Here is a 23509-nt window from a genome sequence, read left to right on the forward strand (position 1 = left end):
ACCGGACTGATAATCATTGTCAACTAGGAGCGCGGGCACGGGACCGGACCGAGCAACGGCGAGGGGGCAGTGGCACCGCGGTGCGTGACTAGACTGGGCGAGCACTTCAGGCAACCTTCAACCCAGGAGAGTTACCCATGGCTACGCGCCTCGACGATGTCATTTCCCTTGCCAAGCGACGCGGTTTCGTGTTCCCGTGCGGCGAGATCTACGGTGGCACGCGGTCTGCCTGGGACTACGGGCCGCTGGGCGTCGAGCTCAAGGAGAACATCAAGCGCCAGTGGTGGCGCGCGATGGTCACCAGCCGCGATGACATCGTCGGCCTCGACTCCTCCGTGATTCTGCCCCCGCAAGTGTGGGAGGCCTCCGGTCACATCTCCGCGTTCGTGGACCCCCTCGTCGAGTGCCTGAGTTGCCACAAGCGCTATCGCGAAGACCACCTCCTCGAGGAGTTTGAAGAGAAGAAGGGCCGCGCGCCAGAGAACGGCCTGGCAGATATCGCTTGCGCCAACTGCGGCACCCGTGGGCAGTGGACGGAGCCCAAGATGTTCAACGGTCTGCTGCGCACCTATCTTGGCGCCGCCTCGGACGACTCCGGCCTTCACTACTTGCGCCCAGAGACGGCTCAAGGCATCTTCGTGAACTTTGCCAACGTGCTCTCGGCAAGCAGGCAGAAGCCGCCCTTCGGCATCGGCCAGATCGGCAAGAGCTTCCGCAACGAGATCACTCCAGGAAACTTCATCTTCCGTACGCGCGAGTTCGAGCAGATGGAGATGGAGTTCTTCGTGGTGCCTGGCACCGACGAGGAATGGCACCAGTACTGGATCGACACCCGCATGGACTGGTACACCGACCTTGGCCTCAGGCCAGAGAACTTGCGCCTGTACGAGCACCCCAAAGAGAAGTTGTCGCACTACTCCAAGCGCACCGTCGACATCGAGTACAGGTTCGGCTTCCAAGGAACCGAGTTCGGCGAGCTCGAAGGCATCGCCAACCGCACCGACTTCGACCTCAAGACCCATGCGCAGCACTCCGGCAAGGACCTCAGCTACTTCGATCCCGCCACATCGGAGCGGTTCGTGCCGTACGTGATCGAGCCGGCCGCTGGTCTGACGCGCTCCCTCATGGCGTTCCTGGTGGAGGCCTACGAAGAGGAGGAGGTGCCCACCGCGAAGGGTGGCACCGAAACCCGCATGGTGCTCCGCCTCGACCGCAGGCTTGCGCCGGTCAAGGCGGCGGTGCTGCCGCTGTCCAAGACCGACGCCCTGAGGCCCACCGCCCAAAACCTCGCGAAGGAACTGCGCGGCGCATGGACCGTCGACTACGACGAGACGCAAAGCATCGGCAAGCGCTACCGCCGTCAGGACGAGGTGGGCACTCCTTTCTGCATCACCGTCGACTTCGAGACTCTCGACGATCAGGCCGTGACGATCCGCGACCGCGACACGATGCTGCAAGAGCGCGTGAGCCTCGACAAGGTCAAGGGCTACCTCGCCGAGCGGCTCCTAGGCGCCTAGGGAGAAGCCATGGGAGCCGGACACAGCCACGACGGACCGCGACCGCGCGCCTCCGAACGCACGACCACGATTCTCAGCGTCATCGTCGGCGTCATCATCTTTGTCACCCTGTGGGGCGCCGCAGCGGTCTGGCCGGACGACTTCAGCTTTCGCGGCTCGCTCGACGCCTTGGGCGAGGGATCCACCTGGGTGAGCGCCACCATCGAATCCGTCGCGGAGGACGGGTCGGCGACGGCCATGGTGAAGGGCGAGGAAGGCGCCTACGTCAAGCCGATCTCGACTTTTGACGACCCCACCATCGTGCTCCAGCCCGGCGACAAGGTGCGCGCGCTCGAACTTCCCACCGGAGAATTGGGTTTCTCCGATTTCGAACGCAGCAGCCCGATGCTCGCACTGTTCATCGCGTACGTGATCGTGGTTCTCGCCGTCGCTCGCTGGCGGGGCCTTGGCGCGCTGCTGGGCCTTGTCGTCGCCTTCGGGGTGGTCTTCTTCTTCACGATCCCGGCGCTCTTCGACGGCGGCAACGCCCTCGTGATCGGGCTGGTGACGGGCTCTGGCGCCTTGTTCGCGCTCTTGTACATGGCACACGGCCCGAATGCGAGAACGACCACGGCCTATCTGGGCACCTTGGCGGGGCTTGCCGTCACGACAGTGCTTGCGTGGTGGGCCGTCGACGCCTCCAAACTCATGGGCTTCTGGAGCGAAAACCGTACCCACCTCGAGTTCTTCGAGCGCGGAGTCTCCTTGCAAGGAATCTTGCTGTCTGGCATCGTCTTGGCGGGTCTCGGTGTGCTCAACGACGTCACGGTGACCCAAGCGTCGGCCGTGTGGGAGTTGCGCGCTGTGCGACCGGATCTTGGGTGGGTCGCGCTGTACTTGAGAGGAATGCGCATCGGGCGTGACCACATCGCATCGACCGTCTACACGATCGCGTTCGCCTACGTGGGGGCGGCGCTTCCCACGCTCATGTTCATCTCGCTGTACGGGACCAGTCTGGGCTTCACCCTCACGTCCTCCGACATCGCTGAAGAGGTCGTCCGCACTCTCGTTGGCTCGATCGGGCTGGTGCTGGCTGTGCCACTCACCACGGCGATCGGCGCTCTCGTGGTGGCCTCGCCCGGATCGGTGGCCAGGACTCCAGAAACGGAGCAGCACGCGGAATAGTCCGGCACGCGGTATGTGTTGCACATCACACGCCGCGCGATTAGCGTGGAAAAGGTCCGACGCCGGACCAAGCGCTCGTAGCCCCCCGCAATTGCGGAGGCGGCTCGCTTGATCCCACTAGCGCTGCGTCCCCGCCCTTGATGCGGGCGACGCTCCTGCCCCTTGCACGCGAGCTTCTAGGACCCGCACATGAATCTACTTTCCGACGTCCTGCAACACTTCTCGACGGAATGGCGGACCTACGTTCCCATCGCTCTCGCGGGGGCGATCGTGTGGTCGTTGTGGCTGTATCGCTTCGTGCTATCCCGCTTTGCGCGGCCCATCCAGTCCGATTTCCGCACCACCACCTCGGTGGTGGTGCCGTCGTACCACGAGGACCCCGACATCCTCATGTGGTGCCTCGACTCGTGGCGTGAACAGAACCCGACCGAAATCATCGTGGTGCTCGACGTCGAGGACGGGGAGGCCTACCGCCGCATCAGCGAACTCGGCGACGAGCGCGTCAAGCCGGTGCTGTTCAAGCACGCGGGGAAGCGCTCCGCTCTCGGGCATGGAATTCGCCGCGCCACCTCGGAGATTCTTGTGCTTGTCGACTCCGACACCTGGTGGCAGCCGCGCCTGTTGGAAGAGGTGCAGAAGCCGTTCATCGATGAGCGTGTGGGTGCGGTGAGTACTCATCAGAACGTTCAGGAGCGTCGCTCCAGTGTGTGGAGGAGAGTCGCAGACTGGCTGGTGAACCTCCGCTACTACGACTACGTCCCCGCGATGGGGCGGGCCGGGGGCGTCGCGTGCGTCTCCGGTCGCACCGCCGTGTACCGCCGCAAGGCCGTGATTCCCGTTCTTGAGAATCTGGAGAACGAGTTCTTCCTTGGCAAGCGCTGCATCGCAGGTGACGACGGCCGGCTCACCTGGCTCGTCCTCGCGTCAGGGTACAAAACGGTGCACCAGTCGACGGCGCGAGCGCTGTCGATGTTCCCCTCGACGTTCAGGGCGTTCATCAAGCAGCGTGTGCGTTGGAGCCGCAACTCCTACCGGACCTACATGACGGCGATCGCGAAGGGCTGGCTGTGGCGCACCCCGCTCGTCACGCAGGTGACAGTGCTGCAGATTGTGCTGACGCCAGTGACGATGGGAATCACCATCGGCTACATCGCCTTCTCCCGACTCGAGTTCACGTGGCTGTCGGTCGGAGCGATCTCCGCTTGGCTCATCGTGAGTCGTGGCATCCGAGGGTTCTCCCACCTGATCAGGCACCCCCTCGATGTGTTGTACCTGCCCGTCGTCACGGCAACCGTGATCCTGATCGCCCTTCCGATCAAGGTGTACGCCTTCATCACCATGAACAAGCAGGGCTGGCTGACGCGCGACGCGACCGGGCGTGGCGGCGAGGGCCAGACCGCTTCGAGTCTCGAACCAAGGGAGCAATTGGTATGACCAAGACGATGACGATCATCGCCGTACTGGCGCTCGCCGGGCTCGCGTGGCTCGGACTCGGTTCTCGCGTGGATGCGCAAGCGCAGGGCGCTGAGGAGCCCGCGGACTCGGGCACCGAGACGGTGGCGTCCTATGACGGGGACCCGGAAGCGGAAGCCTCCTGGGTTCAGCGCGAAGACGAACGCCTGGAACTCGTGGCCGACGTTCAAAGGGATGTGCGCACCGAGCCTGCAACGCACAGCTACCCGTACCGCGTGGACACCGAGCCTTTCACTACGCTCGTGCTTCCACCACGGCCAGCCCCGTACACCGTGCCGGACCTCCTGAACGTTGCGCCCGACACCGTCACCAAGGACGTCACGGGCGTCGTGACCATTGGTGAGCACGTGGTGGTCGCCAGGGGGGCGACTCTCGAACTGACGTCGGACGACGCCATGCGCATCAGGCTGCTCAGCAACGAGGAAGGCTTCGCCAGCATCGTCACGATCGGCGGCACGCTCGTTCTTGAGGGCTCCGAAAGCACGCAGCTCGCGGTGGCGAGCTGGGACGGCGACGGGCCCGACGAGACGACGGCGGACGGCAGGGCCTACATCCGCGCTTCAGGAGCCGAGGCGCGAGTGCGAAACGTTGACGTCTCCTCGCTCGGGTTCTGGAGCGGGAAGACGGGCGGGCTGTCCTTCGTCGGCAACGAATCCCCTAGGGACGCGCTCCCGCCGCTCGTCGAAGCCGGTTCGACTGACAGCCACGCAGAAGCCGAGCGCGACACCACCACGGCGTCGCCTTCCGGGAATTTCGGTGCCACCGATGAACCGCTGCGCGCTCTGGCCCTCGCGCCAGCAGTCGAGGTCTATCGCACTCAGGTGACGGACAACGCCTTCGGCATGTTCGTGTCAGGGACAGGTCCTGCGCAGATCGCCGAGTCGACGGTGCTTGACAGCCGAGTTGATGGCATCGTGATTCACCGCGACGCAGACGGCACGATGCTTTCGCACACGGAGGCGAGTTCGAGCGGCCGAGACGGGATCCGCGTGATGGCCGGATCCCATGCAGTGGCGTTGCTCGGGACTACCACCAACGACAACGGTCGCAACGGAGTCACGGTCTACGCCGACGCGCTTGCAGAGGGTCCTTCCGTGAGCGGTTCGAGCACGAGCCCGTTTAGCGATCACCGCATCGAGTCGAGTGTGGCGGAAAACAACGCCGACTTCGGCATCAGGATTCACGGCGGTGATTCGATCGCCGTGAGCCACAACCGCGTTGACGGCGGTCGGTACGGCATTGCCGTCTCCGGTCCCGCTGAAGAGGTCTCGGTGGTGGGCAACCAGGTGGAGTCGGTCCAGTCTCAAGGCATCAGTTTCTGGGATGGCGTCGCGGGTGCGGCGCGCGCGAACAGCGTCGACGGCGCCCAGATTGGCATCTACGCGAGAGCGGCCGACGCCGAACTGCTCGCTAACACGATTACTGATGCCACCGTTCACGGAGTCTCCGTCGTGGGCACCGCGACCGGGACCACGATCGCAGGAAACGAGGTGGCAGGGGCAGGATCGTCAGCCGTTGACACCTTGAGAGCTGAGGGCGCGGTGGTGTCCGAGACCAATGACGTAGCGAACTGGTCGTACGGCTCGTTCTTTGAGCGGGCGGTCGACTTCGCTACCACGCCGCTGTCGCTCATGTGGGCGTTGCTCGGGCTGATTCTGGCCCTCGCGGCGAGTGTGAGGATCCGCGCGCGTCGTGCAGGCGTCCGGCATCCCTATGAGGACAGGGAGCCGCTCGAGAAGCTCACGCCTGGTGCCATTGAACCGCAGGAGGTCCGTCGCGACGAGACCGCCAGCGGCCGGCACACGGACGTCCGTGACGAGCACGCGGAGAGCCAGTGGTTCGCTCCCGTGTTCGCGGATGATGACGCGAACGTAAGGAGTACGCGATGAAGACAGGCCTAGCGTTAGGCGCTGCCGTATTGGCGGCCGTGGGCATTGCGGCGGTGGTGGTCATGTTGATGCCCGATCGCGAAGACCCCGATGCCTTGCCTTCGCTCACTCGGCAACCGGCGACTCCCTCGGAGGCGCCCGTCGGCGAGTGTCCCGCCGCCACAGTCACGGTCGAGAGCGCCATTCAGTTGCACGAGGCGCTCGATGGGGCCGAGCCGGGCGACGTCATCGTCCTCGAGCCCGGCACCTACCAGGGAGAGTTTGTGGCGACGACCGATGGGACCGAGAGCGACCCCGTGGTGCTTTGCGGTCCTCGGGAGGCGGAGCTGGTGGGCCCAGGGCCCGACGACGCGTACGGCCTTCACCTCGATGGCGCCGACTACTGGCGCGTCTCCGGTTTCACCGTGCGCGACTCGCAAAAGGGTGTGATGGTCGACAACGGACATCACAACGTGATCGAGGGGCTCGACGTCCATTCGATTGGCGACGAGGCCATTCATCTGCGCTCCTTCAGCAGCGACAACGTGGTGCGCGGAAACGAGGTGCACGACACCGGCCTGCGCAAGCCGAAGTACGGCGAGGGAATCTACGTTGGCACCGCGGAATCGAACTGGTGCGACATCTCCGGGTGCGAACCCGACAACTCGGACCGCAACCTGATCGAGGCCAACACGATCTATGACGTGAGCGCAGAGGCCGTTGACATCAAGGAGGGCACCTCGGACGGGATTCTTCGGGACAACGACTTCGACGGCGCGGGGGCGTCCGACGAGGTGGATTCGTGGGTCGATGTGAAGGGCAATGACTGGCTGATCGAGGGAAACCGCGGAGTGAATGCCCCCCTCGATGGTTTCCAGACTCACGAGATCCTTGACGGCTGGGGCACAGGCAACATGTTTCGCGGCAACGTCGCGACGGTTGACGCCGACGGATATGGCTTCTCTCTTACTCCTGAACGAGACAACTCCGTCTCCTGCGACAACGAGGTTTCAGGGGCAGGCGAAGGTTTCAGCAACGCGCAATGCCGCGAGGGCTAGCGCGACCATCACGAGGAAAGGAACAGTATGGCTTCTGACAACATGCAACGGCACATACCCGACCGACCCAAGATGACGGTGATTGGCACCGGCTACCTTGGCGCCACCCACGCGGTCTCCATGGCCAGCCTCGGCTTTGACGTCATGGGAGTTGACGTTGACCCTGGCAAGATCGAAAAGCTCGCCGCCGGTGAAGTGCCATTCTTCGAACCAGGGCTGCCAGAACTCTTGGAGGAACAACTCGCTTCTGGCCGGTTGCGATTCACCACCTCCTTCGAGGAGGCCGCGCACTTCGGCGATGTCCACTTTGTGTGCGTGGGGACGCCCCAACGCAAGGACGGTCGCGGCGCGGATTTGACCTACGTCGAGCAGGCCGTCTCTGCGCTCGCGCAGCACGCGGATCGGCAAGCGCTGGTCATCGGCAAGTCCACTGTTCCCGTGGGAACCGCAGAGAAGCTCACGATGCTGGTCGACTCCATCACCAGGGAACCAGGGGTGCTGGAGATCGCCTGGAACCCCGAGTTCTTGCGCGAGGGCTACGCGGTCGAGGACACGCTGCATCCCGATCGCTTGGTGTTCGGCGTGGAGTCCGCTTGGGCCGAGCGCATGCTGCGAGCGGTATACGCGCCCGTCATCGACCAGGGCGTTCCTGTCGTCGTGGCCGACCTGCCGACGGCCGAGCTCGTCAAGGTAGCGGCGAACTCGTACCTGGCCACCAAGATTTCCTACATCAATGCTATGGCGGAGGTATGCGAGGCGTCCGGCGCTGATGTGCAGGTGCTCTCGGAAGCGCTCGGATACGACAATCGGATTGGTTCGCTGTTCCTGAAGCCAGGGCTGGGCTTCGGCGGTGGCTGCCTCCCCAAGGACATCAGGGCCTTCACCGCCCGTGCCGAGGAACTTGGCGTTGGCCAGGCGGTCGAGTTCCTCCACCAAGTGGACGGCATCAACAACCGTAGGCGCCAGCGCACCGTCGATCTGGTCAGCGAACTTCTCGACGGCGCGCTTCCAGGGGCCCGCGTCGTGTGCCTCGGTGCCACCTTCAAGCCCAACTCGGACGATGTGCGAGACGCCCCTGCCCTCGACGTCGCTCGTCGTCTCGAGGAGGCGGGTGCCGACGTCGTGGTGTTCGACCCAGAGGGCATGGACAATGCGCGTCGAACCCACCCGCAGTTGACCTACTCCGCGACGTTCGCGGAGTCGCTCAAAGACGCCGACGCCGTGGTCCTGCTGACGGAGTGGGACAAGTTCAAGAACGCTGATCCCGAGATGATGGGGGAACTCGTGCGCCGGCGCATCGTCGTCGACGGCAGGCACGCCCTTGACGCTGACGCATACCACCGCGCGGGCTGGGTTTACCGAGCACTCGGGCGGCCGGCCGACGTCCACTCGCAGATGGCTCGCCAAGACGCTCTCGACAAGGAGTTGTCGAGCGTCTGACATCGTTCCTGGTGATTCCACCAAGCATCGCGGGGTGCCCCCCATCATGGGGGGCACCCCGTCATCTTTCTCACAGGTGACGTTTCTCACAAACGGGTTAAAAGGCCCAAACATGGCTCCATACGGTTGCTACCTTCATGGCATCCCGGAGCCGGATTCGCCGCAAGGCGCGTGGCTCGATGTTCAGCAACAACACGGAGACGGACCTTCGCGGTCGTCCCGGGGGCTCAAGGCCCCAGTGAGGAAACACCCATGCATGTCTCAAGTGCGCCTTCGCGCGCCCTGACGGCGTTGGCCGTCAGCGTCCTTGTCGCGGGGACGGCCGCCGTCTCGTCAACGCCGGCATCCGCGTCGTCAGCTGCTTCTTGCCCTAGCCCCAACGTCACGGTCGCTACGGCATCCGAACTGCACGCGGCGCTGGATTCCGCCACTCCCGGTGCCGTGATCGCTCTGCGGGACGGCGTCTACAACGGCAAGTTCATCGCGGACAACCCTGCGACGGCGGCCAAGCCGATCACGCTATGCGGCTCGGCCAATGCCGTCCTGAACGGCGAGGGCAGCAGCGGCGGCTACGTCTTGCACCTGAAGAACGCCGACTACTGGCGGGTCACCGGAATCACGGTGCGCCATGGCCAGAAGGGCATCATGCTCGACGAGACCGACCACGCCGTGATCGATGGTGTCGAGGTCTACGACATCGGTGACGAAGCCGTGCACCTGCGCAAGTTCTCGTCGCACAACGTCGTCCGCAACTCCGTGATCCATGACACTGGCCGCCGCAACACGAAGTTTGGCGAAGGCATCTACGTCGGGACCGCGCAGTCCAACTGGTCCTCGATCTCGGCAGGCAAGCCAGACGAGTCCAACTTCAACCTTCTCGAGGGCAACACGATCTACGGCGTCACCGGTGAGGCCGTCGATATCAAGGAAGGCACGGAGGGCGGAGTGCTCCGCAACAACCGCTTCGATGGCTCGGCCCTTGTCTCCTCCGGCGCTGACTCCTGGGTCGACGTGAAGGGGCGCGGCTGGCTCATCGAAGGCAACACGGGCGTCAACACGCCGATGGACGGATTCCAGACGCACGAGATCGTCGATGGCTGGGGAACCGACAACGTGTTCCGCAACAACGTCGCCAACGTCAATGGGCCGGGCCTCGGATTCTCGCTCACCCCAGTGCGCGGAAACGTGGTCGAGTGCTCTAACACGGTGACGTCCGCGCGCGAGGGCTATTCCAATGTGGATTGCGTGGCGAATCCCGTGGACGTGACGCCCTTGCCTGAGCCCACCCCTGAGCCCGAGCCCACCCCGGAGCCCGAGCCCACCCCGGAGCCCGAGCCCACCCCAGAGCCCGAGCCCGTGCCGAGTCCTGCGCCCGAGCCCGAGCCCGCGCCGCAGCCGGCACCCTCACCCGAGCTCCCGACCGACGGCAACCAGTGTTCGGCACCCACCGTCACCGTGTCGACGGCGTCCGCGCTCGACGCAGCCCTTGACGACGCTGTTCCTGGGGATGTCATCGTGCTCGCGCCTGGCACCTACGCAGGCGAGTTCGAGACCCGTGCAGACGGTGCGGCGACCAATCCCATCTGGCTGTGCGGTGAAGGTGCCGTGATCGTCGGCGCTGGAATCGACGGAGGTGAGGTGTTGTCGTTCAACAGGGCCTCCCATTGGCGTGTTCAGGGGCTCACCTTGACCGGCGGTCAGACTGGCCTCGAAATCAAGGCAAGCGACGACATTCGCGTGGAACGCGTGACCGTGTCCGGCATCGGCGATGAAGGCGTCGTGGTCAAGTACGGTTCCGTCAACGCGTCTCTCGTTGACGTCTCCATCGACACGACGGGACTTCGTCGCGCGCGCAACGGATATGGGTTCATCGTGATGGACTCAGCCGGCACGCGGATCCAAGCAGCCAGCATCGTTCGCGCACCAGCTGGCGACTACCGCATCGATTCCTCCGCGACGGGAACCGTCATCGAGTAGAAGCATCAGGCGGGGGTTGGTCCAGCCGGATCGGCCCCCGCCTGCGCTCTCCTCAGGTTACGAGCACGTAAATTCGGGACGTAGTACCTACGTACTACATCCGCCCCCGGCCATTCCCCTCGGGGTATTCGCACCAGGCCTGACTGGCAGTCGAAACGATTTGGGTAAAGATCGCTTCAAGCCAAACGGCACATGAACTCTCATCAAATGGAGTTGAGTGTGACGTAGATCACACACTATGTTCTCCTTGTCATTGAGTTGCAGGTCGCGCAGCTGGGGTCACATGATCAGACGTCGCGACCATGCACCGTCAATGGGGATGTGCGAACGTCACGGTCAACGGCACGCTCGCAGCGATGACACACCACGCAAAGTTGCACCGGAGGTGTGTTCATGGAAGCTTTTCTTGCTGAGACCTGGGATCTGATTCGGGAGTACCGAAGCTACTTCCCGCTCGCTATTGCTGGGACGATCGTATGGGGCCTGTGGCTCTATCGCGTGATTCTTTCGCGACGCGCCAAGCCGATCATCACGTCGTTCCGCACCACCACTTCGGTGGTCGTGCCGTCGTTCCACGAAGATCCCAACATCCTGATGAGGTGTTTGGAGTCCTGGCGGGCGCAGAACCCCACCGAGATCATCATCGTGCTCGACGTCGCCGACGTGGAGGCGTACAACCGGATCGTCGCGCTGGGCGACCCTCGCGTGAAGCCCGTGCTGTTCCACCACGCGGGCAAGCGCTCCGCACTTGGTTGCGGTATCCGTCTCGCCACGTCAGAGCTCCTCGTTCTCGTTGACTCGGACACGTGGTGGAGAGAGGGCCTGCTCGAGGCGGTCCAGATGCCCTTTGCCGACCCGCAGGTGGGCGCGTGCTCGACGCAGCAGAACGTCTTTGAGCGAAAGTCCTCCGTCTGGCGGCGCGTCGCTGACTGGATGGTCAACCTGCGCTACTACGACTATGTGCCAGCAATGGGCAGGGCCGGGGCCGTGCCATGCGTCTCGGGGAGAACGGCTGTGTATCGCCGAAAGGCAGTCGTTCCTGTTTTGGAGCACCTGGAGAACGAGTTCTTCTTGGGACGCCGATGCGTCGCGGGCGACGACGGTCGTCTCACCTGGTTGGTGCTTGCTTCCGGCTACAAGACGGTGCACCAGTCGTCGGCGCTCGCGCTGTCGATGTTTCCCGATACCTTCAAGGCCTTCGTCAAGCAGCGAGTGCGTTGGAGTCGCAACTCTTACCGTTGCTACCTGACCGCGATCGCCAAAGGCTGGCTGTGGAAGGTTCCCTTCGTGACCAAGGTGACGGTCCTGCAGATCCTGTTGACCCCCGTCACGATGGGGCTGACGCTCGCGTACGTCGTGCTGTCGCGCTTTGAGCCCACCTGGAACGGACTTGCGGTGGTCGCTGCCTGGCTGCTTGTTGGCCGCGGGGTTCGCGGCTTCTCCCACCTTCGCCGGCACCCAGCGGACGTCTTCTTGCTTCCGCTGTACGCGCTCGTCGTCATCTTTGTCGCGTTGCCCATCAAGCTCTACGCGTTCGCGACCATGAACAAGCAAGGCTGGTTGACGCGCACCGCCGATCAAATCGGTGGCGAGGGCCAGACGTCGCGCTCGATCGTTCCGCAGGGGGTCCCAGCATGAACACGTCGTCCATCGTGCGTAGGTCGCTGACAGTGGCCGTTGCAGCCGTCGTCGCCGCCACGTCGCTCGGCGCGTCAGCAGCGTCGGCCGGGCCCGTGACCGAAGTGGGAAGCCCCATCGAGGAGTCTGCGGCGCCGACGCAAAGCGCTGCAGTGAACCCCGTGCTCGAAAGCTACGGCGGTGATCCCGCTCGCGAGGCCGAGTTGGTGGCGGCCGAGGATCGCAGGCTCATCGACGTGGACCTCGTGGCTAACGGCACTCTCTTCCCGCAACTGAACACGGCGCTTCCGTTCCGCGTCGCTGGGAAGCCGGTCACGACGCTCGTGTTGCCTGGGCGAGACGCTGCGTATACCGAGCGTGACCTCGAGGTGCTCGCTCCTCTCAGCTTTGTGGAGACTTCTCCCGGGGTCTACGAACTGAGCGAGCACATCGTCATCTTGGATGGCGCGACTCTCGATTTGAGACGTCCTGGAGGGCTTCTCATCAACATGACGAGCCAAGAGAATGGCTTCGCATCGATCGTGGTCGCTGGCGGAAACCTGGTCATCGAGGGCACCCCCACCGAGCACGTCGAGTTTCAGGCGTGGGACTCAACGCGTCGCCAACCTGACACCGAGACGGCAGATGGTCGCGCCTACATCAGGGTGATGGGTGGATACGCCTCGATCACCAACGCCTCCTTCTCCGACATGGGTTTCTGGTCTGGCGTGACCGGCGGACTGGCGCTCACCGGCACGCAGCTCGCTTCGACTCTTGGCCTTGACTCTGACGGCCAGCGAGAGATCCCTGAGGTGCACCTCGCTGCTCCCGACACCGCCGAGACGGTGGAAGAGGGTGACCCTCTCATCGTTGACGGAACGTCGGAGGGAGAGACCGGCGTTGACCTTTCGCGAGGAGCGGGGCTGTACTCCCAGGGTGTGACTGCATGGATGTCGGGCCTGACGGTCAACGGCAATGCCTTCGGGCTGTTCGTCTCTGACGCAACGTCCGTCGAACTCCAGAACTCGGACTTCATGAACAACCTGGTAGACGGCGTGGTGTTCCACCGCGAGGTCATCAACTCACGCGTCACCGGTGTGGAGTCGAGTGGCAACGGGGGAGACGGATTTCGGGTGACCAGGGGCTCGCAAGGTGTGCTCCTTGACACCGTCGAGGCCGTGAACAACGGCGGCAACGGCATCACCATTGACGCTACTCCGCTGGCTGGTGGCCCTTCGGCCACGGGCCTGCCCGTCAACTCCTATGGCGGGCACTCGATACTGAATTCGCGCTTCACCAACAACGGCAAGTACGGCATTGCGGTGATCGGAGGGGCCGACATTGCAGTGCGTCGCAACACCGTCGAGGGCGGCGAATTCGGGATCATGGCGACGGACGTCGCCACCAACATCGCCATCGAGGAGAACCGGGTGGAATCCGCCCTGAAGCAGGGAATCGTCTTCAGGGATGGCGTCAACGGACAGATCTGGGGAAACATCGTCAACGGCGGTGAGATCGGCATCTACGTGCGAGACTCGACCGCCGCCGTCGCTCGCAACACGATTGATGAGGTCACGAGCCACGGCGTCACCATGGTGGGCGCTGTCAACGGTTCGCTGATCGGGCAAAACGAGGTAGGCGGCCAAGGCAACTCGCCGATCGATACGGTGCGAGCGTCTGGCGTGAGCGTTCTCGACAACAACGAGTCGCCCACCTGGATCTATCAGAACATCACCGAGCGCGTGATCAGGATGGTCACGAAGCCCATGACGTTGCTCTGGACGATCCTTGCCATGCTGCTCTTGCTCACCGCATTCCGCGGATTCCGCTACAGGGGCTCAGGCTTTGGCAACCCCTACCGAGACAGGACTCCGCTCCACGACCTCTCTCAAGGACTGGTCGATCCCGCCACGGTTCCCGGTGTGGTGAGGCCGCTCGAGGTGGAGCTTCAGGATGCGCGAGATCTGGCACACCTCCCCAGTCCTTCTGGTCTGCCGCGAAGAATCACTGACCGTGAGCAGGTCAGGACGTGAGCAGGAGGGAACTCACCATCATGGTGGTCTCCTTCGCCTGCGGACTGTTGTTGGCGATCGGCCCGGCAATCATCTTGGCGCGGGCCTTGGTCAACACCGACGGCGATGTGGGCGCAGGCGAATGGGCGGGAGCCGACTCGTCTCAATCAACGCAGCCCCCGGTGACCGCAGCGCCAGGGATCGGAACAGACCCTGACGCCAACGCCACTGCCGATCCATGGTCAGGTGAAGTGCCTGGTATCAATGGAAACGGGGATGGAGCAGCGCCCGGTGTCCCGACGTCCGGTTCCGTCACGTGTCCCAAGGCGACAACGACCGTCACCGACGCGGAGACGCTCACGGCGGCTCTCGGCTCGGCGAGCGCAGGAGATGTGATCGCGTTGGCTGACGGCACGTATGACGGGGAGTTCGTCGCCACGACCTCGGGTACCTCGGATAGGCCGATCTACCTGTGCGGCACCTCCAAGTCGGTGCTTCAAGGCGAGGGGCACTCGGCCGGATATGTGTTTCATCTCGACGGCGCCAAGAACTGGCGACTCGTCGGATTCACGGTGCGCAACGGACAGAAGGGCGTGATGGCTGACGGAACGGAGGGCACCATCATTCAGGGGCTCACCATCCACAGCATCGGTGACGAAGCGTTGCACTTGCGCAAGTTCTCGACCCACAACACGGTGATCGGCAACACGATCTACGACACGGGAAACCGGCGCGAAAAGTTCGGCGAAGGGGTCTACATCGGCACCGCCGAGTCGAACTGGTGCGACATCAGCGACTGCAAGCCTGATCGTTCCGACAACAACCTCGTCGAGGGCAACGTCATCTACGGGGTGACAGCGGAGGCCGTCGACATCAAAGAGGGCACGTCGAATGGCGTCGTCCGCGCGAACACTTTCGACGGCTCAGCGCTCGTGGAGAACGGCGCTGACTCGTGGGTCGACGTCAAAGGCAATGAGTGGTTGATCGAGGGCAACATCGGTCAGAACACCGTCATGGACGGATTCCAAGTGCACGAGATCCTCGATGGTTGGGGAATCGGCAATCGGTTCAGGAGCAACACCGCAACGGTCAACGGGCCTGGCTTCGGGTTCTCCCTGACACCTGTACGAGACAACGTCGTCGAGTGCTCAAACGTCGTGTCCGACGCTCGGGAGGGCTACGCCAATGTCTCCTGTTCATGACTCGATGTTGCCCAGTACCCATCACCTGAAGGAGGAATGATGAGCGCCAACGATATGCAAGGAACCGTCCAGGAGCGACCCAAGCTCACCGTCATCGGCACCGGCTATCTTGGTGCCACTCACGCCGTCGCGATGGCATCCCTCGGCTACGACGTGTTGGGCGTCGATGTCGATCAGTCGAAGATTGACCGCCTGACGGCGGGGGACGTCCCCTTCTTCGAGCCAGGCTTGCCGGAACTCCTCAAGGAGGTGCTCGCCACAGGCAGCTTGCGCTTCACGACGTCTTTCGACGAGGCCGCAGAGTTCGGCGACGTCCACTTCATTTGCGTCGGCACTCCTCAGCTACACGGCAGCCAGGCGGCCAACCTCGAATACGTCGAAAGCGCATTCACCGAACTCGCCAAGCGGGTCACCAAGCCAGCGCTCTTCGTCGGGAAGTCCACCGTTCCGGTCGGTACGGCCTCGCGCCTCACCGACATGGTGCAGTTGGCTTCTCCCAACCCTGACCTCGTGCAGCTCGCGTGGAACCCTGAGTTCCTGCGAGAGGGCTACGCGGTGCAAGACACCCTTCGCCCCGATCGTTTGGTGTTCGGCGTGGAGTCGGAGTGGGCAGAGCAGATGTTGCGTGCCGCATTCGCGCCGATCCTCGAGGTAGGAACGCCGCTCGTGGTGGCCGACTTGAAGACGGCAGAGCTCGTGAAGGTGGCTGCGAACTCGTTCCTTGCGACCAAGATCTCCTACATCAATGCAATGGCAGAGGTGTGTGAGGCGACCGGTGCCGACGTCAACCTGCTCGCGAGCGCGCTCAGTTACGACGACCGCATTGGTGGCCGCTTCCTCAAGCCGGGTCTCGGTTTTGGCGGCGGCTGCCTGCCCAAAGACATCAGGGCGTTCGCGTTCCGTGCCGAGGAGCTCGGCGTGGGGCAGGCCGTCGCGTTCCTCCACGAGGTGGACGCGATCAACAACAGGCGGCGCATGCGCACCGTCGACTTGGTGCGAGAGCTCGCGGGCGGGGACCTGAAGGGCAAGCGCATTGCGTGCTTGGGAGCGGCGTTCAAGCCAAACTCCGACGACATTCGGGACGCTCCAGCACTCGACGTGGCCGACATGTTGCGAGCCGAGGCCGCCGACGTGGTGGTCTACGACCCCGAGGCGATGGCCAACGCAAAGAAGTCCTACCCGCAGCTCACCTACGCGGACACGTTCTCCTTGTGCATCAAGGGAGCCGACGTGGTGGTGCTGCTGACGGAATGGGATCAGTTCCGCAGTGCGGATCCCGAGATGATGGGTGAGTTGGTCGCAGGCAAGGCGATCGTCGATGGGCGCCACGCGCTCGACGCAGACGCCTACCGCGCCGCAGGTTGGGTGTATCGCGCACTCGGACGGCCTGCCGATCCCAAGACCGTGCGGCTTAGCGAGGATGCTAAGGATCAGGTGTCCGTCTAGGCCTAGCGGCCCTTGCGCACGCCCGCTCGCCCGGATGTTCCCCCAGCCATCCGGGCGAGCGGTGGCGGTCGTCACCTGAGGACGCACGGGGCCACCGCGAGTCGCTGCGGCTACTCGCTTCCGGCGATACGGGGGTTCACAATGGCTTCATGGACCTCGCGGCCCCTCCGGACCTGGGCCCGACGTGGCGGTGGCTGGCCCACTCGCGCCACCCGTCGGCCGAGTTGTTGCTACGCCGCGCGCGTCTCGAGGTGCCGTGGGGAATCGGCGTTGAGGGGGCGAGGACCGAACTGCTCGTCGACCCGGCGATGGCAGCATGCCTCTCGCAACAACGCGCCGACGGGTCGTGGGGGACCGCTTCGAACGCCGGCAGCCGCGTGCTGTCCACGCTCTGGGTGGTGAAGGCTCTGATCGAAGCTGGACTCGACGCACAGGTTGCAGCGGTTGACTCCGCCATCACCTTCCTGTCGCGGCACGCGGTCACCGACGCGGGCTACTTCACGGTCTCTGGCACCGACAGCGGTGTGCTTCCTTGCTACGTGGGTCTCGTATCGAGACTCTTCCGTGACGCTGGGCGGATCGAGTTGGTGGGGCCGCAGGTTGAGTGGCTCACGCGCTATCAACAGGTAGGGGTTGCGGGCCAGGCGCGCCGCACCGCTGAAGAGTGGGGACACGGGCTCGACAGACGCTTCGGCGGCTGCTTTTCCTCGACGTCGTGCCTGATCGGCGTCGTCCGAGCGACGCAAGCATGGGCCGGTGGGAGCGAACCGGCCCACGGTGAGGCCCTGGCTGTCTCGAGAGAGGCGTTGATGGAACGGTCGCTCGCCTTCACCAGAGACGGAGAGCGATTGCTCGACTTGCCGTCACCGCTCAAGGATCCGGGCGGGTGGGCCTTGCCAGCCTTTCCCACCGACTGGCGCATCGACGCGATCGACGCCCTTCACGCGGTAGCGCTAGGTGAGGGACAACCTGACCCCCGCGTCGGGCGCGCCATCGCGCTCCTGATGGCGGCGAGACGGGACGACGGTTCGTGGGCGCGAGGCTGGCACGTCACCTCGCCCTACCTCAAGGGCTTGGGGGTGGCGCCGCGGGGCAAGGGGAGCCCGATCGTGACGGCGCGCGCCCTCGTGGCGCTAGCGCTTCTGACAGCGGCCGCCCCGGCCGACTGAATCGGTTCCGGCCCGTCGAGCCCAGGCGAGTGCCCGCCCAGCCCAGCCCAGCGTGAGCTCCGGCTCGTGCGAACCGGGCCGCGGCGTCGTCGGGTGACAATAGATGGGTGACCAGTCCCGCCACCGCCGCCCGCCTGCTGCCCGCTCTCCGCATCGGGCCGCTCGTGGTTGACACTCCCGTGATCCTTGCGCCCATGGCAGGCATCACCAATGCGGCCTTCCGTCGTCTGTGCCGCGAGCACGGTGGCGGGCTCTATGTCGCCGAGATGGTCACGTCGCGCGCCCTCGTGGAACGCTCGCCAGAGAGCATGCGGATCATTGCCCACGATCCCGACGAGAAGCCGCGTTCAGTGCAGGTTTATGGCGTGGACCCCGCGACCATCGGAGCGGCGGTGAGGATCCTTGTACAAGAGGACCGTGCTGACCACATTGATATGAACTTCGGCTGTCCCGTTCCCAAAGTGACGCGCAAAGGCGGGGGAGCGGTACTGCCGTGGAAGCGCGACCTGTTTAGGGACATCGTGCGCGCGGCCGTGCGCGAGGCGTCCAAGCGCGATATTCCTGTGACAGTCAAGATGCGCAAGGGCGTTGACGACGATCACCTGACCTACCTCGACGCGGGCCGAATGGCCGAACGCGAGGGCGTCGCGGCAGTCGCGCTGCACGCGCGCACCGCTGCTGACTACTACTCGGGCGTGGCCGATTGGGATGCGATCGCGCGCCTGAAGGATGCGGTCACCAGCATCCCTGTGCTTGGAAACGGGGACATCTGGTCGGCCGAAGACGCGGTCGCGATGGTCGAACGGACTGGTTGCGACGGCGTGGTGGTGGGGCGCGGGTGCATGGGCAGGCCGTGGCTCTTTGCCGACCTCCAGGCGGCGTTTGAGGGCCGGGACGAGCGAGTTCAGCCAGACCTGCGGCACGTCGCCGACACGATCTATCGTCACGGCCAACTGATGGTGTCGCACTTCAATGATGACGAGAACCGCGCCATGCGCGAGATTCGCAAGCATATTGCCTGGTACCTGAAGGGTTACCCGGTGGGAGGCGAGGTGCGCCGCCGCCTCGGCTTGGTCGAGTCCCTGGCGCAACTGCGAGGCATCCTGGACGAGATGGACCTCGATTCACCGTTCCCAGGGCCCGACGCCGAAGGGCCTCGCGGCCGACAGGGCACCGCGCGCACGCCTGCCTGTCCTGACGGATGGCTGGATACTCAGGAGATCACGCCCGACCTCGAGCGTCGGCTGCGAGAGGCAGAGCTGTCGGTCTCTGGCGGCTAGGTCCCGACACGCCCTGCACCAGGCCGCAAGCCTCCCCGCAGCAGGCCGCAACCCTCCCCGCAACAGGCCGCAACCCTCCCCGCATATGGTTGTGGTGGACGTTTCGGCACGCCAAACGTCCACCACAACCATATGGCGCGCTATGAGGGGCTTGAACGCGCGCGAATGGCATCGGCAATGACGCGCTGGCACCATTGCGGCCTGCCCATCACGTCCTCATAGGTCAGCCGGATCGTTTGAATGCCGACGGATGCCAAGATTGCATCTCTCTCGAGGTCCTGGCGGCGACGTCGGTCGTCGTTGTGGTGTCGTTTGCCGTCTGTTTCGACATCGAGGCGCGCGCCCGGGTGGTAGAAGTCTGCTTCGAACGTGCGCCCTGCAGGCCCGACGCGCGCGTGCCGAACAATCCCAGCAAACTCAGGTCCGACGAGCACCTCTCGCGCCGTATGCAACTCGAGAAAACTGTCGATTCCACCAGCTAGGTCGTCGAGTAACTCGATGAACTGCCCGCGGCGTTTGAGGGTCGGATAGGACAGGGCCCGCACCGCGATGGCTTGTGCGGTGACGAGCTCGCGTCGGACTGCCTCGATGGCGACGTCCCGACCGGCCCGGGTTCCAAGCTGTTCCCAGGATTGGATGGCAGTATCAATCGCTCCCGCGACCTCGACGCCCTGGGCGGTCATCGTCATCTGGGCGGGGGCTCGATGGCGGATCCGCATCCACGCGGGTCCCCGGATATGGACGCGCGGCCGCCCAAAGACGTGGACGACGCGCGGGTCGAGTGGCGTGAGCGACGCTAGGAAGGCGGCCGTCGCGCCACCCACAACGCCGCGGTCGCCCAGCCACAAAGAGGTGGCGTGAGCGCGCGCCACTGTGGTGCGGGCGTGGACAGGTGAAACGTAAACACCCTCAAGAAGCCGTACCGCCGCGCCTCTTGCGATGGCCGTCTTGACGGCACTGTCTCCGAAGCGGCGACGCAGACGCGCGTGCGTCCAGGCTTGCGGAGCCGCTTCGAGCGATTGCGCGAGCGCTTGCCACGGGCGCGATGTGGTCACGGCGACACGGTAGGCACGTGGGAGCTTGCCGCGTGAAGACCTGTGGATATCTGGTCGCCGGAGGCCGACCCGCGCCCCGCGATATGGCTGTGGCGGACGTTCGGCATGCCGAAACGTCCGCCACAGCCATATGCGGAGGGAGGCGGGAGGAGGGGGAGGAGGTGCGGCGCTATAGCATCAAGGCGTGACCGCGTTCCCTGAGGGCTACGGCCCGTTCGACACTCAGAGATTTGTCGACGAGCCGCCCAAGCAGGCTAATAGGACTCCCTTTGAGAGGGATCGCGCGCGGATTGTTCACTCGGCCGCTCTGCGCAGGCTCGGTGCCAAGACTCAGGTGCTCGGCGCCGGCAGCGGAGACTTTGTCCGCACACGGTTGACCCACAGCCTCGAAGTGGCTCAAGTGGGCCGGGGCCTCGGCAAGGAACTTGGCTGCGACCCCGACGTGGTGGACGCAGCGTGTTTGGCGCACGACCTGGGACACCCACCCTTCGGCCACAACGGCGAACGCGCCCTCGACTACGCGGCGCGGGACATCGGCGGGTTCGAGGGGAACGCGCAGACGCTGCGACTCCTGACGCGGCTCGAGCCCAAGTCCGTTCACCCAGAGACAGGAGCGAGCGTCGGGCTCAATCTGACCCGCGCCACACTCGACGCGAGCATCAAGTACCCGTGGCGGGAGAACGCCACACCGCTTCGCCCCGACGGCAGGCCCACGCGCAAGTTTGGCGTCTACGACGATGACCTCGCGGTGTTTGAGTGGCTGCGCGAGGGGGCCCCTGAGCGCACTCCCAGCTTCGAGGCCCAGGTGATGGACATTGCGGACGACATCGCATACTCCGTGCATGACGTGGAGGACGCGGTGGTCCACAATGCTGTGGCGCTGAGCAGACTTCGAGACGAAGGTCAGGCGCAGGCGGTCGCCGCGCACGTGCGGGAATGGTACGGCCGGGGGGATGAAGGAGCCGTGCTCGAATCGCTCGATCGGCTGCGCGCACAGCCCTGGTGGATGGACACGTACGACGGTTCCCATCGCTCCTTGGCGAGCCTTAAGGACATGACGAGCCAGCTCATCGGCCGGTTCCTGTCGTCCATCGCCGACGCGACACGGGCCGAGTATGGCGACGGCCCCTTCGCGCGCCATACCGCTGGCCTCGTGATCCCTGAACAGACGGCCGCGGAGATTCTGTTGCTCAAGGGTGTGGCTGTACATTTCCTGATGGCCCCACGCGAGACGAGGCCCGCATACAAGGAGCAACGGGAGAAGTTGATCGACCTGGTCGCTGCGCTCGCCGATCGCGGCCCAGACGCCTTGGAACAACACTTCGCGGTGTCGTGGCAAGACGCGACGGACGACGCTGCCCGGCTCAGGGTCGCTGTGGACCAGGTCGCGTCGCTCACCGACAAGTCGGCCTACGACTGGCATCACAAGTACGTGGTGAGGCCCAAGCGCTCCAAGGGTTAGATGCTGCGTGCCACCTGATCGGGGGTGTTCCTGGCGAGCCGCCGAGGGTGACCGGGTTTTCCACAGCCCCCAGTCTTGGGGTACCGGGAGTCCGGTTTGGTCGGTATGGTCTCGGGCATGACTCGACTGCTGCGTGTTGCAGCGGTCGTTGTCCTCGTGGGGGGCGCGGCTGCTGTTCTGTCATCTTGTTCGAACGATCCTGGGGCGATCGTGACGACCACTCCAACGGCCCCCGTGACTGCCGAGCCTGTCTCGTCTCCAAGTCCGACGCCGAGCGTGACTCCTGAAGAGGAACTGCTCGAGCAGATCCCCGAAAACGCGCGGGGGGAGGACTTTCAGAGTGCGAGCAACTTCGCGAAGTTCTTCGTGCAGCTCTATCCCGAGTTGTTCAAGAGCGGCGACGCTGAACTGTTTGCGACATTGTCGGCCCCGAGTTGCGAGTTCTGCGAAAGTGCGCTCGAAAGTTACGAGGCCTTTGCTGCGAGCGGTGACAACTACACCGGCGGCGACATCCAAACTCCTGATCCTGCACAGTTCACAGGAGGTCTGCAGCCAGACGGTACCTGGCTAGTGCAGTTTCCGATGGAGATCGAGGCGTCCGCCACCACGTCCGCCGCGGGCGCCCCGGTTGGCACGACTCAGCCGGCTTCCGTGAGGACAGCAGTCGCGCTCGAATTCACAGACGGCCGCTGGATGGTCCTCGGTATTAACTCCGAGAAGCAGGCTTAGTAGGGATGGCCGGTTTGGGGGGATACGGGATCGCGCTTCTGGGAGCGTTCGCCCTCGTCACTGGGACCGGGCCGATCGACTGGTTGTCGGAGACGACGGACAGCGAGGTCGAGCTGTGGGGAAGCCAGCAAGCATCAGCGCAGGGCGCTCCGACAGGTGGCGCTGGTTCAGGTGATCTGTGGATGCGCCATGAGTTGTGTCGTGAGTGGTTCACGGTTGAGCTCACGGGTCAGATGTTTCCCGGGGTGTGGCCGGGGGAGATTCCCGAGTGCGCGACGGTGTTGCCTGCGCCACCGACCCTGTGTCCCGAGGGGGAGGCGGCGTTGGATCCGTGGTGGAGGTCTGAGGACCTGGGCGGCGGTGCGTATGGTCCGTGGACGCAGGTCGGTGGCTTCCAATGTGGCTCCGACATTTTGTTGGCTCAGGTGGAGCAGGCGTGGGCGAGTATGCCGATTGCGCCGAACACGTACGACGTGCAACCCGAGGGTGGGTATGCGGTCGCTGAGCTCGGTGTGAACCTGATCGTGGACACGAACCCGCGGACGATGGACGTCACCTTGCTGGGCACTCCCGTCACGATTCGGGCCGTGCCCACCTTGTACACGTGGACCAACACGGATGGCACGGTGTGGACCTCCACCGATCCTGGCAAGCCTTATGCGGATGGTGGGGAACCGTTCACGTTCCCCCGCACACCCGAACACCGCACCACGTTCACGCTCACCACCACGTGGAGGGGTGAGTTCACCACCAACGGTGGTGCCACCTGGAGGGACGCACCAGGCACCGCGACCACCACATCCGGTGCCACCACGGTGCACGTGTACAACCCCCACACCCACCGGGTCGATTGCGACCTCGACGGAAACTGTGCCAACGGCACCCAAGGCGGCGGGAACCAGAAAACCGTGTTCGACCCCGACGGAGACGGCATCCTCAACTACCAAATCCCCGACCACAAAATCGACGACTACCTGACCACCCGCGACGCCGAGAAACGCTGGACAGACCCAGAACGCAAAAGCACCGAGTAGCGGGAT

General features: G+C 64.4%; 17 protein-coding genes. 16 read left to right on the forward strand and 1 reads right to left on the reverse strand.

Annotated elements, in window-relative coordinates; genetic code table 11:
* The first annotated feature begins 137 nt into the window (after positions 1-137).
* From LGT36_RS03415 to dusB, 13 genes are all read left to right on the forward strand, one after another.
* The gene (locus LGT36_RS03415) at positions 138-1517 is read left to right on the forward strand and encodes a glycine--tRNA ligase (protein ID WP_226096333.1); all 1380 of its coding nucleotides are present in this window, start codon (positions 138-140) and stop codon (positions 1515-1517) included.
* A 9-nt stretch (positions 1518-1526) separates the two neighbouring features.
* Entirely contained in the window at positions 1527-2681 is a 1155-nt protein-coding gene (locus LGT36_RS03420) for a YibE/F family protein (protein ID WP_226096335.1), read from the forward strand.
* A 189-nt stretch (positions 2682-2870) separates the two neighbouring features.
* The gene (locus tag LGT36_RS03425) at positions 2871-4115 is read left to right on the forward strand and encodes a glycosyltransferase (RefSeq protein ID WP_226096337.1); all 1245 of its coding nucleotides are present in this window, start codon (positions 2871-2873) and stop codon (positions 4113-4115) included.
* The gene (locus LGT36_RS03430) at positions 4112-6043 is read left to right on the forward strand and encodes a right-handed parallel beta-helix repeat-containing protein (protein WP_226096339.1); all 1932 of its coding nucleotides are present in this window, start codon (positions 4112-4114) and stop codon (positions 6041-6043) included. The genes LGT36_RS03425 and LGT36_RS03430 overlap by 4 nt, the downstream gene beginning before the upstream one ends.
* Positions 6040-7080: a nitrous oxide reductase family maturation protein NosD gene (locus LGT36_RS03435; protein ID WP_226096341.1), complete on the forward strand. Its 1041-nt coding sequence runs from the start codon at positions 6040-6042 to the stop codon at positions 7078-7080. Before LGT36_RS03430 ends, LGT36_RS03435 begins: the two co-directional genes overlap by 4 nt.
* A 27-nt stretch (positions 7081-7107) precedes the next feature.
* On the forward strand, positions 7108-8520 hold the full coding sequence (locus LGT36_RS03440; protein ID WP_226096343.1) for a UDP-glucose/GDP-mannose dehydrogenase family protein: 1413 nt from the start codon (positions 7108-7110) through the stop codon (positions 8518-8520).
* A 252-nt stretch (positions 8521-8772) separates the two neighbouring features.
* Positions 8773-10497 carry a right-handed parallel beta-helix repeat-containing protein gene (locus LGT36_RS03445; protein ID WP_226096344.1) on the forward strand — a complete coding sequence of 575 codons (1725 nt, stop codon included), beginning with the start codon at positions 8773-8775 and terminating at the stop codon, positions 10495-10497.
* A 393-nt stretch (positions 10498-10890) separates the two neighbouring features.
* Positions 10891-12135: a glycosyltransferase gene (locus LGT36_RS03450; protein ID WP_226096345.1), complete on the forward strand. Its 1245-nt coding sequence runs from the start codon at positions 10891-10893 to the stop codon at positions 12133-12135.
* Positions 12132-14147 carry a right-handed parallel beta-helix repeat-containing protein gene (locus LGT36_RS03455; RefSeq protein WP_226264638.1) on the forward strand — a complete coding sequence of 672 codons (2016 nt, stop codon included), beginning with the start codon at positions 12132-12134 and terminating at the stop codon, positions 14145-14147. Before LGT36_RS03450 ends, LGT36_RS03455 begins: the two co-directional genes overlap by 4 nt.
* Complete coding sequence (locus LGT36_RS03460; RefSeq protein ID WP_226094704.1) at positions 14144-15328, forward strand: right-handed parallel beta-helix repeat-containing protein; 1185 nt, start codon at positions 14144-14146, stop codon at positions 15326-15328. The genes LGT36_RS03455 and LGT36_RS03460 overlap by 4 nt, the downstream gene beginning before the upstream one ends.
* A gap of 39 nt (positions 15329-15367) precedes the next feature.
* Positions 15368-16774 (forward strand): UDP-glucose/GDP-mannose dehydrogenase family protein, encoded by a 1407-nt coding sequence (locus LGT36_RS03465; protein WP_226264637.1) that lies wholly within the window; start codon positions 15368-15370, stop codon positions 16772-16774.
* Between the two features lie 149 nt (positions 16775-16923).
* The gene (locus LGT36_RS03470) at positions 16924-17943 is read left to right on the forward strand and encodes a hypothetical protein (protein WP_226094622.1); all 1020 of its coding nucleotides are present in this window, start codon (positions 16924-16926) and stop codon (positions 17941-17943) included.
* 107 nt (positions 17944-18050) lie between these two features.
* Entirely contained in the window at positions 18051-19223 is a 1173-nt protein-coding gene (gene dusB, locus LGT36_RS03475; RefSeq protein ID WP_226094580.1) for a tRNA dihydrouridine synthase DusB, read from the forward strand.
* Positions 19224-19363: 140 nt separating this feature from the next.
* Here dusB and LGT36_RS03480 read toward each other — a convergent pair whose 3' ends face one another.
* Positions 19364-19912 carry an endonuclease domain-containing protein gene (locus tag LGT36_RS03480; RefSeq protein WP_248642161.1) on the reverse strand — a complete coding sequence of 183 codons (549 nt, stop codon included), beginning with the start codon at positions 19910-19912 and terminating at the stop codon, positions 19364-19366.
* Between the two features lie 550 nt (positions 19913-20462).
* Between LGT36_RS03480 and LGT36_RS03485 the strand changes: the two genes are divergently transcribed.
* From LGT36_RS03485 to LGT36_RS03495, 3 genes are all read left to right on the forward strand, one after another.
* Entirely contained in the window at positions 20463-21740 is a 1278-nt protein-coding gene (locus tag LGT36_RS03485) for a deoxyguanosinetriphosphate triphosphohydrolase (RefSeq protein WP_226264370.1), read from the forward strand.
* A gap of 117 nt (positions 21741-21857) precedes the next feature.
* Positions 21858-22469, forward strand: coding sequence for a DUF6318 family protein (locus LGT36_RS03490; protein ID WP_226264369.1), 612 nt, complete (start codon positions 21858-21860; stop codon positions 22467-22469).
* A gap of 5 nt (positions 22470-22474) precedes the next feature.
* Complete coding sequence (locus LGT36_RS03495; protein ID WP_248642163.1) at positions 22475-23503, forward strand: hypothetical protein; 1029 nt, start codon at positions 22475-22477, stop codon at positions 23501-23503.
* Positions 23504-23509: the final 6 nt, after the last annotated feature.

The sequence above is a fragment of the Demequina sp. TMPB413 genome, from assembly GCF_020447105.2.
In the GTDB taxonomy this organism is placed as follows: Bacteria; Actinomycetota; Actinomycetes; order Actinomycetales; family Demequinaceae; genus Demequina.